Annotated in this window: 20 protein-coding genes and 1 riboswitch; of the genes, 5 read left to right on the plus strand and 15 right to left on the minus strand. The window is 38.2% G+C overall.

Annotated features, from left to right (window positions below):
* Positions 1 to 28: 28 nt before the first annotated feature.
* From sufC to CEF19_RS06565, 8 genes are all read right to left on the minus strand, one after another.
* The gene (sufC, locus tag CEF19_RS06530) at positions 29 to 814 is read right to left on the minus strand and encodes a Fe-S cluster assembly ATPase SufC (protein WP_100405344.1); all 786 of its coding nucleotides are present in this window, start codon (positions 812 to 814) and stop codon (positions 29 to 31) included.
* Positions 815 to 1,206: 392 nt separating this feature from the next.
* Entirely contained in the window at positions 1,207 to 1,584 is a 378-nt protein-coding gene (locus CEF19_RS06535; protein WP_100405345.1) for a carboxymuconolactone decarboxylase family protein, read from the minus strand.
* Positions 1,585 to 1,711: 127 nt separating this feature from the next.
* The gene (locus CEF19_RS06540) at positions 1,712 to 2,578 is read right to left on the minus strand and encodes a MetQ/NlpA family ABC transporter substrate-binding protein (protein ID WP_100405346.1); all 867 of its coding nucleotides are present in this window, start codon (positions 2,576 to 2,578) and stop codon (positions 1,712 to 1,714) included.
* Between the two features lie 11 nt (positions 2,579 to 2,589).
* Positions 2,590 to 3,261: a methionine ABC transporter permease gene (locus tag CEF19_RS06545; protein ID WP_100405347.1), complete on the minus strand. Its 672-nt coding sequence runs from the start codon at positions 3,259 to 3,261 to the stop codon at positions 2,590 to 2,592.
* Complete coding sequence (locus CEF19_RS06550) at positions 3,254 to 4,279, minus strand: methionine ABC transporter ATP-binding protein (protein WP_100405348.1); 1,026 nt, start codon at positions 4,277 to 4,279, stop codon at positions 3,254 to 3,256. The genes CEF19_RS06545 and CEF19_RS06550 overlap by 8 nt, the downstream gene beginning before the upstream one ends.
* Positions 4,280 to 4,578: 299 nt before the next feature.
* The gene (locus CEF19_RS06555) at positions 4,579 to 4,815 is read right to left on the minus strand and encodes a YusG family protein (protein WP_100405349.1); all 237 of its coding nucleotides are present in this window, start codon (positions 4,813 to 4,815) and stop codon (positions 4,579 to 4,581) included.
* A 113-nt stretch (positions 4,816 to 4,928) separates the two neighbouring features.
* Positions 4,929 to 5,315: a glycine cleavage system protein GcvH gene (gcvH, locus tag CEF19_RS06560; protein WP_100405350.1), complete on the minus strand. Its 387-nt coding sequence runs from the start codon at positions 5,313 to 5,315 to the stop codon at positions 4,929 to 4,931.
* Positions 5,316 to 5,382: 67 nt separating this feature from the next.
* Positions 5,383 to 5,739, minus strand: coding sequence for an arsenate reductase family protein (locus tag CEF19_RS06565; RefSeq protein WP_100405351.1), 357 nt, complete (start codon positions 5,737 to 5,739; stop codon positions 5,383 to 5,385).
* Between the two features lie 192 nt (positions 5,740 to 5,931).
* Between CEF19_RS06565 and CEF19_RS06570 the strand changes: the two genes are divergently transcribed.
* Positions 5,932 to 6,198, plus strand: coding sequence for a hypothetical protein (locus tag CEF19_RS06570; protein WP_100405352.1), 267 nt, complete (start codon positions 5,932 to 5,934; stop codon positions 6,196 to 6,198).
* 11 nt (positions 6,199 to 6,209) lie between these two features.
* Complete coding sequence (locus CEF19_RS06575) at positions 6,210 to 6,536, plus strand: spore coat protein (RefSeq protein ID WP_100405353.1); 327 nt, start codon at positions 6,210 to 6,212, stop codon at positions 6,534 to 6,536.
* A 78-nt stretch (positions 6,537 to 6,614) separates the two neighbouring features.
* Here the strand turns inward: CEF19_RS06575 and CEF19_RS06580 are convergent, their stop codons facing one another.
* Positions 6,615 to 6,809: a YesL family protein gene (locus tag CEF19_RS06580; RefSeq protein ID WP_100405354.1), complete on the minus strand. Its 195-nt coding sequence runs from the start codon at positions 6,807 to 6,809 to the stop codon at positions 6,615 to 6,617.
* A gap of 212 nt (positions 6,810 to 7,021) precedes the next feature.
* Between CEF19_RS06580 and CEF19_RS06585 the strand changes: the two genes are divergently transcribed.
* Together CEF19_RS06585 and CEF19_RS06590 are read left to right on the plus strand one after the other, a co-directional pair.
* Complete coding sequence (locus tag CEF19_RS06585; protein WP_100405355.1) at positions 7,022 to 7,420, plus strand: secondary thiamine-phosphate synthase enzyme YjbQ; 399 nt, start codon at positions 7,022 to 7,024, stop codon at positions 7,418 to 7,420.
* 597 nt (positions 7,421 to 8,017) lie between these two features.
* Positions 8,018 to 9,274 carry a hemolysin family protein gene (locus CEF19_RS06590; protein ID WP_100405356.1) on the plus strand — a complete coding sequence of 419 codons (1,257 nt, stop codon included), beginning with the start codon at positions 8,018 to 8,020 and terminating at the stop codon, positions 9,272 to 9,274.
* A gap of 64 nt (positions 9,275 to 9,338) precedes the next feature.
* Here the strand turns inward: CEF19_RS06590 and CEF19_RS23945 are convergent, their stop codons facing one another.
* The 6 genes from CEF19_RS23945 to CEF19_RS06615 all read right to left on the minus strand — a co-directional run bounded on the left by CEF19_RS23945 (position 9,339) and on the right by CEF19_RS06615 (position 15,258).
* Positions 9,339 to 9,467, minus strand: coding sequence for a hypothetical protein (locus CEF19_RS23945; RefSeq protein WP_264755123.1), 129 nt, complete (start codon positions 9,465 to 9,467; stop codon positions 9,339 to 9,341).
* A gap of 26 nt (positions 9,468 to 9,493) precedes the next feature.
* Positions 9,494 to 9,811 (minus strand): hypothetical protein, encoded by a 318-nt coding sequence (locus CEF19_RS06595; RefSeq protein WP_100405357.1) that lies wholly within the window; start codon positions 9,809 to 9,811, stop codon positions 9,494 to 9,496.
* Between the two features lie 156 nt (positions 9,812 to 9,967).
* Entirely contained in the window at positions 9,968 to 11,260 is a 1,293-nt protein-coding gene (locus CEF19_RS06600) for an ABC transporter substrate-binding protein (protein WP_100405358.1), read from the minus strand.
* Between the two features lie 14 nt (positions 11,261 to 11,274).
* Positions 11,275 to 13,125, minus strand: a complete 1,851-nt coding sequence (locus CEF19_RS06605; RefSeq protein ID WP_100405359.1) for a GGDEF domain-containing protein — start codon at positions 13,123 to 13,125, stop codon at positions 11,275 to 11,277.
* 104 nt (positions 13,126 to 13,229) lie between these two features.
* Positions 13,230 to 13,315: riboswitch (cyclic di-GMP riboswitch) on the minus strand.
* Positions 13,316 to 13,464: 149 nt separating this feature from the next.
* Positions 13,465 to 14,715, minus strand: a complete 1,251-nt coding sequence (locus CEF19_RS06610; RefSeq protein WP_157801072.1) for a CYP152 family fatty-acid peroxygenase CypC — start codon at positions 14,713 to 14,715, stop codon at positions 13,465 to 13,467.
* 177 nt (positions 14,716 to 14,892) lie between these two features.
* A complete protein-coding gene (locus tag CEF19_RS06615) occupies positions 14,893 to 15,258 on the minus strand; it encodes a DUF2512 family protein (protein WP_100405361.1) in 366 nt (121 codons plus the stop codon).
* Positions 15,259 to 15,436: 178 nt separating this feature from the next.
* Here CEF19_RS06615 and CEF19_RS06620 point away from each other — a divergent pair, with 178 nt between their 5' ends.
* Positions 15,437 to 16,045, plus strand: a complete 609-nt coding sequence (locus CEF19_RS06620) for a spore coat protein (protein WP_157800892.1) — start codon at positions 15,437 to 15,439, stop codon at positions 16,043 to 16,045.
* The last annotated feature ends 150 nt before the right edge of the window (positions 16,046 to 16,195 follow it).

Raw genomic sequence — 16,195 nt, forward strand, 5'->3', positions numbered from 1 at the left:
TCTTACGTCCTTTTTACTTTCACACTATTTAAGCTTCAAGGTTTACACGCTCGTCTTCAATCCCAAGCTCTTCTTTAATCCAGTCATAACCTTCTGCTTCAAGACGCTCCGCTAACTCAGCCCCACCGGATTTAACGATACGACCTTGCATCATAACATGAACCTTATCAGGCTTAATATAATTCAAGAGACGTTGATAATGGGTAATAATTAAACAGCCAAATTCTGGTGAACGCATTGCATTTATACCCTCTGAAACAACTTTAAGAGCATCAATGTCTAAACCGGAATCAATCTCATCAAGGATGGCAATTTTAGGGTCAAGCATAAGTAGCTGAAGAATTTCATTCCGTTTCTTTTCGCCACCTGAGAATCCTTCGTTCAAATAACGATGAGCAAATGATTGGTCCATTTCTAAAAGTTCCATCTTCTCATCTAGTTTACGAATAAACTTCATTAATGAGATTTCGTCGCCCTCTTCCCGCTTTGCATTAATAGCTGCACGTAAGAAGTCTGAGTTTGTAATTCCACTGATCTCACTAGGATATTGCATAGCCAGGAATAATCCTGCTTGAGCTCTTTCATCTACTTCCATTTCACGAACATCTTTTCCGTCAAGGGTAACGGTACCACTTGTAATTTCATACTTTGGATGACCCATAATAGCTGAAGATAGAGTAGATTTCCCCGTTCCGTTCGGTCCCATGATTGCGTGAATTTCTCCACCGCTAACCTCTAGGTTAAAATCTTTTAGAATCTCCTTTCCTTCGATAGAAACATGTAAATTCTCAATTTTTAAGAATGGTGCTGACATAATTATGACCTCCAAATTATCCTGCTTTTTTAAATAGGCAAGTATTCTTATTTTAAATTGAATTATTCTCAATCTATTCTCATTACAATCTTATAACAAATCCAACTTAAGTTCAAGGCACGGAGCTCGTAAAGAAAACATGCCTTTTTTATGGAAGTAAGCGAAAAGACTTATTTCGTCCCTTTTAGAGGGTGTTCAAAAAGGGCTGCTTATACCCTTTTGGGCAACCTCTAAGAGTTAAGCTAATTACTGAATCGTTTAAAAGCCTTGCTATACTCGCCACGATCGCCCATTTGATCGTAGGATTATACATCGAAGAAGCAGAGTGACACATTTAAGCATCACTCCGCTTCTTAAATCCGGACGATATCTTGTATCATACCATTAATCTCCTATTGCTGTATGTTCTGATTGCTTGAACCAAGCTCTGTAATAGCTTCTTGTACAAGCGTCACTGCCTGACTCATTGCTGCTCCGCCTCCAAATGCTGCAGTTACACCGACGGTTTCAAGAATTTCTTCTTCGGAACACCCTTGGTCAAGACAACCCTTAGTATGATAAATAATACAATACTCATCTTGAGAAAAGACACTAACTCCTAAAGCGATCATTTGCTTTTCTTTTTGTGATAGCTTTCCTTCAGCAAAGCATTCTTCTGTGAATGCGTTATATTTTTTTGCGATTTTCGGCATTTTCTTTGTGAAGTCTCCAAGTCCTTGCTTGTATTCCTGTAATGCCATTTCAATTGGATTCATTTCTTGTTCATTCATTTTGTGTGTCCCCCTTCAAGTTTTGACACGTATAGTATCTGTTTCTGTTGGTTTTTCATTCAATCCTCTAGATAATAAATAAAGGGTATCTTAAGGTTTTTGTTCCTTTAAGATACCCTCTTAGTCATTATTCTGTTACTGGTATAACTGCCCCGTTATATTGTTCAATAATAAAGGATTGAATTTCCTCTGAACGTAACACATCCAGCAATGCTTGTACCGTGTCATTGTTCTCGTCGCCACTACGAACAACAAGCAAGTTCGCATACGGATTATTTTCTCCCGCTTCCATAGCAATTGAATCCTTCATTGGGTCAATACCATTATCAATAGCATAGTTTGAATTGATAAGCACAGCATCTCCCTCGCCATTTAAATAGGCTTGAGCTAAAAGTGATGGTTCAATACGAGCATTAAACTGAAGGTCTTTTCGATTTTCTTCAATATCCTCAAGTGCCGCATTATCTCCTGTTCCTTCTTTTAACGTAATAAGTCCTTGCTCTTCAAGCATCTTCAAAATACGACCGTGATCTGTAATAGAGCTACTCATTAGGATTTCTGCACCGTCCGGAAGTTCCTCTAAACTATCATGCTTTTGTGAATAAACACCAATTGGCTCAATGTGAACCCCACCGACATTTACCAAATCATAACCGAACTCTTCAGTTTCCTGCAGTAGGTAAGGCTCATGTTGGAAGTAATTCGCGTCCAAATTACCTTCTGATAAAGCACGATTTAAAAGAGCGTACTCTTGAATTTCTTCAATAACAAGTTCAATATCTTGCTCTTTTAACGGATTTACTGCTTGTTCTAATATTTCAGCATGTGGAACACTCGTCGCACCAACCACAATTGTTGACGTTTCATCGATTTCTATATCGGTGGTACCACCATCAGCTTCTGTATCATTTGCCGCTTCTTCTTCTTGGCCTCCACATGCTACAAGTGCTAACGATAACACTGCAGTTCCCATCAAACGAATAAATGCTTTCATCTTTAGTCCCCCTATATTCTTTTATCAGTTTTATGTGTAAAAAAGTCCCCTATCCATTGAATGACAAAAACAATCAAGAGAATTGTGACTGTAGCTACAAACGTAACATCCTCACGATTTCTCCTAAAGCCCTCAATGAACGCTAAATCTCCTAGTCCTCCAGCTCCAACTGCTCCTGCCATTGCCGTGTAACTTACAATCGCAATAGCCGTCACGGTAATTCCTGAAATCAAGGCTGGCCTTGCCTCTGGCAGAAGAACCTTTGTCATAATCTGCCACTTCGTTGCTCCCATTGCAAGTGATGCTTCAATGACCCCTCTATCAATTTCCCGTAAGGCAATCTCAACCATTCTTGCATAAAAAGGAGAGGCTCCAATTATTAATGCAGGTAACGCAGCCTCAGCACCAAGCATTGAACCGACCAAAATGGTTGTGATTGGGATAAGTAATATAATAAGAATAATAAACGGTATGGAGCGAAAGATATTAACGTAGGCCGAGGTTACGAGGTAGACAACTCGGTTTTCGAGTAAGTTCCCCTTAGCTGTAACATAAAGAATCATACCTAACATAACACCTAATATAGCTGTTGCGAATACTGAAATGGCCGACATGTAAATCGTTTCAACGGTCGCTTCCCATACCATATCCCAACGTACATTTGGAAAAATGTTCTCAATCAATGGAAATCACCTCCACATCCACCTGTTTAGTGCGGATAAAGAAAATTGCCTTTTCGATTTCCTTTTTCTCACCATTTAACCCAATAAAGAGCGTCCCATAGGATCCTTCTTGAATCTTGGTAATCTTACCTTGAAGAATATTGACTTCAATGGCAAAACTTCGAATCAATTCGGTAATTAATGGTCGTTCTGCTTCATCCCCAACAAACGTCAATTTAACAATTTGTCCATCAGGCTGCTCGCTAAGTAGCTGTTGTATCGTTTCCTTCGCTTCCTCAGGCTCTGTAATTTGCTTTACAAACTCCTTCGTCATTTCCATTTTTGGTTGCCGGAAAACATCGAGTACAGGTCCTTGCTCTACTATTTTCCCAGATTCCATAACTGCGACTTGGTTGCATATTTTGCGAATAACATGCATCTCGTGGGTAATGAGAATAATTGTTAAATCCAGCTTTTTATTGATGTCAACAAGCAATTCAAGGATTGAATCTGTTGTTTTGGGATCAAGGGCAGATGTTGCTTCATCACAAAGAAGCACCTTAGGGTTATTTGCGAGAGCACGAGCAATGCCTACTCTTTGCTTTTGACCGCCACTTAACTGAGAAGGGTAACTCTCCCCTCTTCCTTCGAGTCCAACTAGCTTAATTAATTCTTTCACTCGATTGTTTCGGTCTTTCTTCGGTACACCAGCAATTTCAAGTGGAAATTCAATATTTTCATGGACCGTTCTTGACCAGAGTAGATTAAAGTGTTGAAAGATCATTCCAATTTCTTGTCTCGCTTTTCTCAATTCGCGCTTTGGAATACGTGATAGGTTTTGCCCAGATATTACAACCTCACCTTCAGAGGGACGCTCAAGCATGTTCAACATGCGAATCAACGTACTCTTACCAGCTCCACTATACCCAATGATTCCAAATATTTCTCCTGCTACAATTTCCATATCAATTCCGTCAACTGCAATAACAGGTCCATCTTTAGTAGCAAATGTTTTTTTTACTCCACGAAGTGAAATCATTTTGGTTCCCTTCTTTCCAAAAGCTATCAAGCGGAATTTTCCGAAAATGAAGCATTTTATTTATTCTTCATTTTTCACAAATTGCATCATAGCATGCCTCAAAAAAGAGTGTCAACGAATACGCAAATAGTATATGTAGTATAAATATTGCGACTTCTCAAGAAGTAATGAAAAAACAAGCTTGTACTTCGTCAATACGCCCCTCCCAAGTTCGGGGAGGGAAAGATTGTACAACCCTAAGTTCGGGGTTGTACTTCGTCAATACGCCCCTCCCAAGTTCGGGGAGGGGCGTATTGACTTTAACACCAGCCTTCTTCGCAGCTATCGACGTATGATTTCACTTTTTCTGGATGGGGGTTTTGGAAGCGGTAGATTTTGTCTTCTTGGAAGGTGTAGCCTTCTGCCATTTCGTGTTGGAGACCTTGGTTTGTCTCGATGATTTTTCCAACGCTAGCTTTGCCCATGTATAGGTTCATGATTCCATTTTCCATTCTTCCATTTACTTGACTTGTCACATCTACTTTAATTAAATCCATTTGCACTTCTCCTCCTTTAGCAGGTTCTTATGAATTAATTTGCCCGCTTCATTGCCGTTTACACGTGGAGAATAAAAGAAGAGTAACCATTCTTAATGGTTACTCCAGAGTGATTAGTCTTCGCTAATCATTTCTTGATATTGTTCTGCGGTCATCAGTTTCTCAATTTCAGACTCATCTGAGGGTTCAACGACAATCATCCATGCTTTTTCATACGGTGATTCGTTCACAAATTCTGGTGAATCATCTAGCTCTTCATTAATTGCGACAACTTTCCCACTAATTGGCGCATAAAGTTCCGAAACAGTCTTCACTGACTCCACACTTCCGAATGGTTCGTCAGCCTCAATATCATCTCCGATTTCAGGAAGTTCTACAAATACGATGTCTCCTAGCTCTGATTGTGCAAAGTCCGTAATTCCTACCCGAACTTGTCCACCTTCAACCTTTACCCACTCATGCTCTTCTGAGTACTTTAATTCTTTTGGTAAATTACTCATTTTATAATCCCCTCCATTAAATATGTATGTTTTCATTATACAGCCTACAGCTTTAAAACTAAAAGGCTCATTTCCAAGTTTGCTCAAATGTTTCTTCTTTAAACCCCACCGTCACTTGATTACCATCAGTGGTGATCGGGCGCTTTATAAGCATGCCATCAGCTGAGAGTAGTTCAAGCATGTCACTCTCAGACATGTCTTTAAGTTTATCCTTTAAACCAAGCTCACGATATTTCTGCCCACTTGTATTAAAGAATTTTTTTAGCTCTAATCCACTTTTCTCATAAAGATCTTTTAACTCTTGCTTTGACGGCGGCGCTTCGACAATATGAATAACATTTACTTCGATATTGTGTTCACTTAACCACTTCAACGCTTTACGACAGGTCCCACACTTTGGATATTGATAAATTGTAACCGCCACACAATTCCTCCTTCTAAGCAAAATCTTTACAGTTATTATTGCTCATTTTTCCAAGCATCACAACTTATTTGTTTCTCCTAATTCTGGTGATTTTTTGAATGGATAGAGCTAGTCCTTTCACCTCACACTATTTATGTATCCGAATGACGGGTACGCTGCTTTTTCGAATAGCATCCAAAAGGAGGGTATCCCATGCAACAAGTTACGGAAACGCAACAGTCCCAAACGATCATGCCACAACCGCCCAATGTGATTACGACCAAGGATCAACTATATTTATCCGATATGCTTTCATGGAACTTACTTGCGATGAAAAAAGCTCATTTCTTCGCTAGGCAATGTCAGGATCAAGAAATCAGTCACATGTTAGACCAAACAGGCGCCATGCACCAAAAGCATTACCAACAAATTTTAACTCATTTACAATCTAATCAACAGCAACAAATTCCAGTCCAATAAGGGGGAAAACCATGAATCAATCGTCAAAAATTCAGAACCCAGAAACACAAGTACCAAAGACACCCCAAATGAACGACAGAGACTTTTTAAACGACTTGCTAACAACAGAAAAATATATGACTAGTGCATACTCAATCGCGCTAAACGAATCAAGTAACCAGCTCCTTTATTCAGATATTGCTGGCGTTTGCAAAGAAACTCAAGATTGTCAGCGTGAGCTTTACAATCTTATGTTCCGTAAAGGATTCTACTCTTTAGAACAAGCTGATGAGCAGAAGCTTCAGCAAGGTTATCAGCAATTTCAAGGTTACAGTACACAGTTCCCTTACCAACAATAATCAATGAATCGATAAAGGCTTTGAACAATCTAAAAAAGCCAGGACCCTGAAGGCCCTGGCTTTTTTAGATTGTCATCTTTAAACCGTCATTTCTTTCTTTCTCATTAACTTTTCAAATGAATAATAAGCAGGTAACATAAGGACAAGTGCGAGTAGACTCCCACTATAGAAAAAGAAAAGCGGCTGAAAATGATAAAGAATAAACATAACACTTACTGAACCAACTAACATCAAGACCGTTTGCAGTGAGTAAGGTGCTTTCATTTCCTTCATCGTAGTGGCTCCTCCCTTATTAAGGAAGCTAAGAGGTTTTCAACATTCTTTTCTATATTAATTCAGTAATAAAATACCCCTTCTTAAGCAGACACCTAACAGTAATCGTATATACATACTTTTACAAATTTTTTCAGGAAAAAGCGTCTCTTCCTTGACCTTAGAAATCACTTCTGATATTAGTAAAAGATAAGAGAATAGGAGGTTTTATAATGGATAAGACATTGTATTTAAAAACGAACACTCGTGATCAAATGCTTGATATTACTTCTATGATTGAAGAGTGGATACAAGAACTTGGAATCAAAAACGGCGTAGTTATTGTCTCCTCCTTGCATACAACAGCAGGGGTTACAGTTAATGAAAACGCAGATCCTGATGTCAAAGTAGACATGCTGAGGCGATTAGATGAAATCTATCCATGGGAACATCCAAAGGATCGTCATATGGAAGGGAATACCGCTGCACATCTTAAAACGAGTACGGTTGGACATTCGCAAACACTTGTTATAAAAAATGGCCAACTTGTACTTGGCACTTGGCAAGGCGTCTACTTTTGCGAATTTGATGGTCCTAGAAGTCGGAAGTGTTTCCTGAAGATCCTTTCTTAGTCCAAATTACACAATAAATTCCCCCAATTAGCTTTTGGGGGAAACTTATTTGTGTTTACCTCGTTTTTCTTCTTAAAAGATCAAAACTAGTCCACATGTGAATAGGGAAACTAAAAAGTTTTTCTGTTCGTAACGGGCTTAGATACCTTTTTATTAGCAGTTATCTCATAAGCACCAACTGGCTTTATAGAAAAATGTCCTTCTTCTCCTTCTCATACAGTGCTATTCGTTTCAAACCTTAAAATCCTTGTATTTACCAATTAATAGCATTTGTATCTTTTAAAAAACGTGAATAAGCGAATCCGTCACGTATCTCTCTACGGAAAGGAGGAGGGAAGTTCAGGAATGTGCTGCCCGTATTTCTACGGAACCGATAAAAAACATTCTGAATGGCTCTTGTCACTGCGCTGTTTTCATTACTGAACACAGAACCCGCTTTAACAGATGACGTGGCAACTATAGAAGGGATGTTTCAAGGGTGAAGCTCTTACTAAAACTCGTTAAGAATCTTCAAATCTTTTAAAGTATTTTATTTGCAGAAAGACTCGTACATGATATATATTAAAACTAACTATATTTTAGGAGAGTGATGAGTTCTTGGACAGTATACCCTCGATTATGTTACTAGGAGCACTGTTATTATTTTCTGGCTATTTTTCTGCGTCTGAAACCGCGTTGACAAGTGCGAATAAGCTAAGATTACGTAACCTAGCTGAAAACAATAATCTAAAAGCACAGCGTTCTTTGAAGTTGATTGAAAATTATGACCAAACGTTATCAACCATTTTAATTGGAAATAATATTGTTAACATCGCGATGGCGACAATTGCCACCACGATTGCAACGGTCATGTTTGGAAGTCAGGGAAGTACACTCGTGATTACCACTATCGTTATCACTGCTTTAGTCCTTGTTTTCGGTGAAATTTTACCAAAGTCTTTAGCTAAACAGTATGCAGAGAAATATTTACTTAATACTTCCGCTTCTTTAATGATAATCTTAAAACTCTTTTCCCCGGTTACGTGGCTTTTCGTTCAATTAAAAGTTAGTCTTAACAAGCTGACAGGTTCGAAAACAGATGAGCCAACAGTTACCGATGATGATGTGAAAGCATTAGTGGAAATAGGAGAAGAGGAAGGGACATTTCTCTCGAATGAAAAAGAATTACTGCAAAACGCGCTCGAATTCGATGATATTGTCGTACGTGATATTCTAACACCGCGACCTGACGTTATCGCCGTATCAGTGGACACATCGATTGAAGATATTAAAGATACGTTTATTCACGAGAAGTATTCACGTCTCCCCGTTTACGAGGGAACGATTGATAATATCGTCGGAATCATTTCGCACCGTGACTTTTTTGCCCATTATGTATTCGAAAAAGAATTCTCATTAGAATTAATTATGCGTAAACCTCATTTTGTTATTGGATCAGTAAAGATATCTTCCCTACTAAAGGAGTTACAGAAGAGTCAAGTTCACTTAGCGATTGTTCTCGATGAATACGGTGGGATTTTAGGGATTGTATCAATGGAAGATATTATCGAGGAAATTGTCGGCGACATTTGGGATGAGCATGATGAAAATGAAGTGATAATTGAGCATATCAATCAAGAAAAGCTTCGAGTCAATGGTCGCTGTCCTATTGAAGACTTTAGTGAGCTTGTAAATATTGACCTTCCTGAAACCTCTTCGGTAACGTTGAACGGATGGATTTCGGATACGTTAGGCTACCTCCCTAAAAAAGGAGAAACCATTGACTTTGAGTCGTTTCAAATATCGATAGAAGATGTCCGAAATCGTCGTATCCAAAGAGTTATCGTTCAACTGCATCACATTCAAACTGCATAAAAAATTGCGCAGCGCCTCTTAACAGTAAAACCCTCTGTCCAAAGAACAGAGGGTTTATTTATAATTATGCTGGGAAAAATTCCATCCCTAATCCATAATGAGCAATTAAAAAAATGATAATCATCATAGCGATCCCTACACCTAAACCAATAAGGGACTCCTTTATTTCAGAACTTGATGATTGTTTTTCCATCGGGTTACCTCCTTCGAATGTAATGCCTATACTCGAAGAGACCCTTGGATGACATTGCCCCTTTTTATAGACATGAGATTAAAAAGGGATTTTCGTTTCGATTCTATGCTTTCGGAACTTTCTTTTTGCGGGGCAATTTGTAAAACGAATGGTTCGTAAAAAAGCAAACTCTCCCCCTTGTTCTTCATATCTTCGCTTGAAGAGAAGGAACTATACGGAAGTGAAAGCTGATCTGTGTCCATATGAATGAAAGCTATATTCTCCGTAACAGACACTTCATCAACCCATGTCTGTCCCGAAAGAATTGTCAACAACATAAATACCACTAATATCACTCTCGTCACTGAAATCCCCCCTCTACCTATAGTTCCATTAGTTGATTTATTATATCGTTTTTTTCGATGAATAGATAGTTTAAAATAATGATGATAACAAAACTCCCCCTAAGGCTGAAGAGGCCACTGAAAAAGGTGAAAATCGTACCTTTTTCAGTGGCCTCTTCAGTCGTATGAATTTAATAAGACTCGTTTATCTAATCGGATCCTTTCGTTTACTCGCTCTTCAATTTCCACCAATCGTTGTTGATTAAGGGACGCTCCCATTATAATTTTATAGATGGTTAATTCCCAAATTTCATCGGCATAGTGATCGAAAGGTGTAGGCTGCCCTAACATTTTTTCGCTTATTAAATCCCAGTATAAAGCATTCGAGTTTTGTCCTCCCAGAAACTCCGGGTCTCCCCCCCATGTATACTGATAGACTAACCTATCCACAGCCATTTCAATAAATGCCCATGCCAACTCCTTCTCCTTACTATACGAAGAAATCGCGAGAGCTTGCCCTGTATCCTTATCTATTCCTTTCAACCCAAAGGGCATTGTTGTTACCCGCCAGCTTCCTGCTTGTTCAGGAAGCCATCCGCTCAAAAGATCCTCTCCATATGAAGGCAGGTGCACCATCGCAAGCTCTCCACTCCGAAGAGCATCCTGTCCTTGCTCACCCCAAATATTTTTGTTTAAATGCAAATTGTTTTGATAAACTGACTCTGCTACCTCTAACACAACTTGATACTCACTACCATACCCCAATTTATAGTTAAGGTTTTTATCAAAATAGTTAACTGTATTTTTCAAACTAAATAGTAGATTTTGAGCATCCTCTAAGAGAAAGTGGCCTTTCCCTTTTAAGTCTATTTGCATGTTCATCCAATTATCAGCATCCTCCATATAGGCAGCAAGTTCATCAGGTTCGCTAGGATATCCTTCTTTTTCTAAAATATCAGCCCGGTAGTAAGTAACATTTGGAAAGACCCACGTTGGGATTGCAAACAGATTCTCTTCCTTAAACGAATAGTAATTATTTAATAAACCCTCTGGTAGTTTTTCAAATACCTTGGAGGTTCGGTACGGGTCTTCTGATAAATTCTCTAACCCATCGATCCCTGAAAAATGACCTAGATGTCTGTTATAAAGCACAAAAATATCAGGGGTCTCTTTATCAATAATACTCTGTAAATACTTTTCAACTATCTCGTCTTTGTCAATCTCAACAATATCCACATGAACTTCTGGATATTTGCCTTGAAATGTATCGATTACATCTTGAAACTCATTTTCCCGAGTCCAAATTGTTAACGTCTTTTTTTCTAAGTTTTGTTCAGGCTTAATTACTTCTTCTATTGTTTGGCCTAGTTCGTAATCTTCCCATACAAACGGAGAAGGCTTTTCGTGCTGACACCCAATTAGAACTAAAACGAGCATCAGCGTAACTGCTAGTATTTTATACACACTCACTACAACCCCTCCCCTTACCTGTTAGTGAAAGTTACGTTGTCTTTACCGGACTCCTTTGTCTTGTACATTGCGTTATCTGCCTTATTTAGGATTGTTTCTATATCTTCCCCGTCAACCGGATAACGACTAACGCCAATACTAGCTGAGATTGTAAATGATTCTTCAAATATACTAATTGGTTCTCTCATTATCTTTAAGATTTCTTGACAATAGGCTTCAATTTCTCTCGAAAATGTATCTTCAATTGTGACAACAAACTCATCCCCACCTATTCGATATGCATTTACTCGTTTATTCCCTTCAATTACCCCTTGTAGCCGTTTAGCTACTTTTTGAAGCAGTAGATCGCCACCATTATGACCAATGGTATCATTTACTTGTTTAAACTTATCTAAATCAATAAATGCCACTGCAAAAACCTGATGACGAGTAGATGAATGGACGAATAACCGGTCCATATTTAGTTGAAAGGCGTAACGATTAGGAAGCTGCGTGAGTTCATCATAATGTGCTTTTCTGTATAAAAGCTCCTCAGAAACTTGTAATCGTTCCGTTTTTTCTAATAGAAGATTGTTTCTTTCGATAGCTTCTAGAAACATTTCCTTAAGTTTCACTGCAGCCTGCTCAAAATTTTGTCCAAGCGCATCAAACTCATAAATTTGGCTTCCTGTCCATTTAAAATCTTCCAAACTATTCATACGTTTTGGAAGATCCGAAGTAACCTTTGTTAGATGAAATAGAGATTTAGATAATATTCGCTTTGACATAAAAGCAAAACCATTTGCTAATATAAACAATAGCAATATACTTTTAAAGTAAAGAGCTATCGTATTAGCGCTTAAAAGCAATTCATCCGCTAAAGGCATGAGAATAAAAAACTGAAGGTTTGAACTATCTAAAGTCAAAACTGTAAAATAGTATCCTTCCAACCAGTCTGTCATCAACAACCCTCTTGATCCGCTCGGTTTCCACATACTAATTTCAGCATTTACATTATTCACATAGCCATCCTCAAGGAGAGTAAAATAATTCATCGCAGTATCGTCACTTGAGATGAATATTTGATGCTCCTCATCTAAAGCGTAAATTTCTACTGAACTTTGATTAGTTAAATTAATGAACATCTCTTTTATATGTGCTTTTTGAACGACAGAGCCTAATTGTAAACCTTGAATTTCAAATTGGTCCATACTATCAATTCTTTCTTCTAAACGTTCCCTCACTGTCTCAATTTCTTCTGTGAATTTTATTAGAACTTTTTCCTTCTCATACCACCCGTTTAAAACCGTCAAAACCAACATAGGCACGACTGCCACAGCGACAATTAAATGAGTAATTAAACGTCCAAAGAAAATCGGTTCTTTATTTGGAATAATCTGTCCGACAATTGGTATTCGCGGTAAGTAATCCGCTAATATATCTGCTAACAATGCACAAGTTAGTATAGCCACACATACCTGAAAAAAGATTAAGTCTGAGAAGACTGCCTCCATAGAAGATTGGTTAAACCAAACCACTAAATGATGAAGCGGCCAATAAACCACTATTAATACAACAGCCCAAAAAAAGAGATTTCTCCCTTTCCAACAATATAATCCTCCGATAAAAAGAACAACTATTAAGTTAAGCCAAACATAAATTGCTTCCCCCAGGACAAAAAAGCTGAGCAGATTTATAAGAACGGTTGCTACCATTGCTTGCTTAAAACCAAAAAGACGGATGATGGCCAAGTAAAACACTGCCGTGAAAACTATTGTATTATCAAATAATGTAGGTAATTTATAATACTGAGCGGCCACCCCACAAATAATTAAGACGAACCACAAAACCTTATTCCCTATAAATATTGATTGTTTATGGTTCATCTCTATCCTCCTTAACAAAACAAACTATTATACCGCAACTTTATACCTATTGTAATTCAAAATAAAAAGCCATTCCAGAGAATAGCAAATAAAACACCTTATCTCTTGGTAACTGGCTGACCTATCACAGTGTGACTTAGCCCCTAAAGCTTTGCGTCCTAAGGTTTCCCTAAGTTTGCCTTTTTCAGTTAAATTAACTATAGCATGTTCCACCATTTGAGGAAATAAAAAAGCGAAACTAGTGCTAGAAAATAGTGTATAAATCCCAACATTCACACGAAAAACTCTAAAAACCACAGGCATTGCCCTGCAGTTTAGAGAGTTGTTCATTTCATTAATTCATTTCCGTTTAATATGTCTCATCACAAAACCACTCTCAGGCAATGATGGCATTTTCACCAAACTATAATTTAAATTCTGAACCGGTATTTCAAACTCAATTTTGTTAACGAGGAAATCCAAGCTTGCTTTCATCACCTCCACGGTCATACCTTCTCCAGGACAACGGTGTCCTTTAGCAACATCTCCCCCACCTTGTGGAATAAAATCAAATAAACCACCCTTCCAATCCTTAAAACGTTCCGGTCTGAATTCATTTGGATTCTCCCAAAGTCTAGAGTCATGATTCGTTCCATACATATCTAGTAGTACGAGCATTCCTTCTTTAAATTCACATTCATTCCAGATAAAATCCTTTCGAACTCTTGCACCAGTGAACGGACCAAATGGATAAAAGCGTCTTACTTCTTGCGCAAACATTTCGAAATATTCATTTTTACCAGTTTGGAGCATCTCCCTGTATTCAGGATATTCTTTTAACGCTAAAGCAGCAAACGTAATAAAAATTGAAATAGCCACAATGGGACGTAGGACATTTATTAATTCTATCGCAGCCATTTGCGCATCAAGGTGTTGACCATTTAAATCATTGTGAAAAGCTATTTCATAGAGGGCAGAACCTTCCTCAGCATTCAACTCACCCGTTCGAACAGTTTCTATAACTTGTCGAATCCACTCCTCTGCTCTTGTTCTTGCTCTTCTTCCTTTCCAGTGTCGTGGTCCAATTGCTCCAAACGCATCTACCATTGCACTAAAGTCGTCCGCCCTTTCTTTAACTTCCGCTTCCTGTATAGGTACCCCCGCAAATTCGCATGCAACGCGACATAATATTTCCTTAGCCTCTTCGAACAGTACAACATTCTCCACGCCCTGCCATTTACCAATCGAAGCCATCCATTGCTCCATGGTAAGTTCGGCAACCCGCTTTTGTTGTGGTTGTGTCATCAGAGACATAAACAGAAGCTTTCTATGAATATGTGCTTTTCCATCCATCGTTTGAATAGCATTTAACCCAAATAAGGACTTCTGTATTCGCTTTGGTACCGCTCCATTTCTCTGAAATCGTTCTGAATCGTAAAATACGTTTGCCGCTTTTTCACCACTCATGCAAATAACCCTTTGACCTAGTAAACGTGCTTCAAATAAATCTGTTTGATAACGATTCATCCTATTATTAATAAACAAATATCCTTCTTGCATCAAAGCTAGGCTATTATCGAGACTTTTATCATGTGGAATCTGTTCGTTCATTGCCATTGGCATTCTTCTCCTTTGCTTACTGAATCTCATTCAATATGTAGTTAATTCTTATCATGCTTCCAAAAAGCTAAAAGATACCAATTTATCCTCCTCCCTTAAACAGTAGCCGGTAATAGGCATAAAAAAAAAGGACAAAGTCAAAGACCTGTCCTTCTTTTTCCTTCCTTTTTATGCTTGGGGAGTTGGCTGTTCCTGACGACGAAGTGTAGCAACAAATTTATGGAAGAACCATTCTCCCACTCCAATTACTAGTGCTGAAAGAAATGCAACGGAAAACGGAACACCATACCCATAAAGCAGTGGACCGATTAGCCAAATAGCAATCGTTGTTAATCCTAAGTCAGCAATTGTAGCTACAATGTTGTTTGACACTCTTAGTATCCCAATATCTCCTATAACATAGCTCAACCCAACAATCAAAAGTGATAACCCGACGGTAGTACCTGCTGGATAGTTGTACATACCTGACATAATAATTAACAGAACAGCTGCCACCATCAATGTTTTCACAATAAGAGCTGATACGTGTCGCATAGCTAAAACCTCCTTTAATAAGTTCTGTTTATATTATTAACAAAGCCTTCTCAAACTAAATTAGTTCTTTTCTGGGTTAATTGTTTATATTTCGTTTGTTTAGTGTATGCATATACTTCCCTTTTTTGAGCACAATAGTTTTGGGTTATACCCCAATAACTTTTGTGGAGGAACTAAAATGAATTTAGCAGCTCACGAACTTTTAGAAACATCTGAAGCGTTAAGAACAAAGGCAGCCGAGATTGAACAGCATGGTATGTTTGCAAACCAGTGTCAAGATCAACGTTTAAGAGAAGTTTTATCAAAGCATCAACAACAAATGATTCAAACTTATCAACAAGGTGTTAATCTTGCGCAAGGAAAAGGGGTTCATTTAACTCACCAAAGCCCTTATTTCTATTCACAAAACAACACGATTGGTATGCATCATCAAGTAACAATGTCTGCACCGATGGCTAATACACAAACTCTTTCGGATCAGACTATGGCAACACTGGCTCTTAATGTTCATAAATCCGGGGCAATCATGGGAATGCAGTGGGCAAATGAGTGTGTAGATACTCAACTTCGTACGTATCATGTAAATTGTGCAAACCTATGCCAAGAGATGGCATATGAAATTTGGACGTGGATGAATCATAACGGATACTACCAACCACCTGCTTTTAGTACGTCACAAACGACTCAAATGACAAATATGTTTCAACCAATGGAAACATCGAATCGGATGACCTCAATGAATTTAATGAACAATGCAAACTCAACCATTCAAAACCAAATGCAATAATAATCTCTCTTTTTTAGTGGGCTACGCATTATGGTTGGCTTTGTCGTCCTTTTTTTGGGACACTATGCATTTTAAGTTCTACTACAACGAACTGAAGAGGTGGGCCCCTATCCCCTTTTCAGTTTTTTAAGTATAAATAAAAAAACATAA

This window comes from Bacillus solitudinis, assembly GCF_002797395.1.
Classification (GTDB): Bacteria; Bacillota; Bacilli; order Bacillales; family Bacillaceae_D; genus Halalkalibacter_A; species Halalkalibacter_A solitudinis.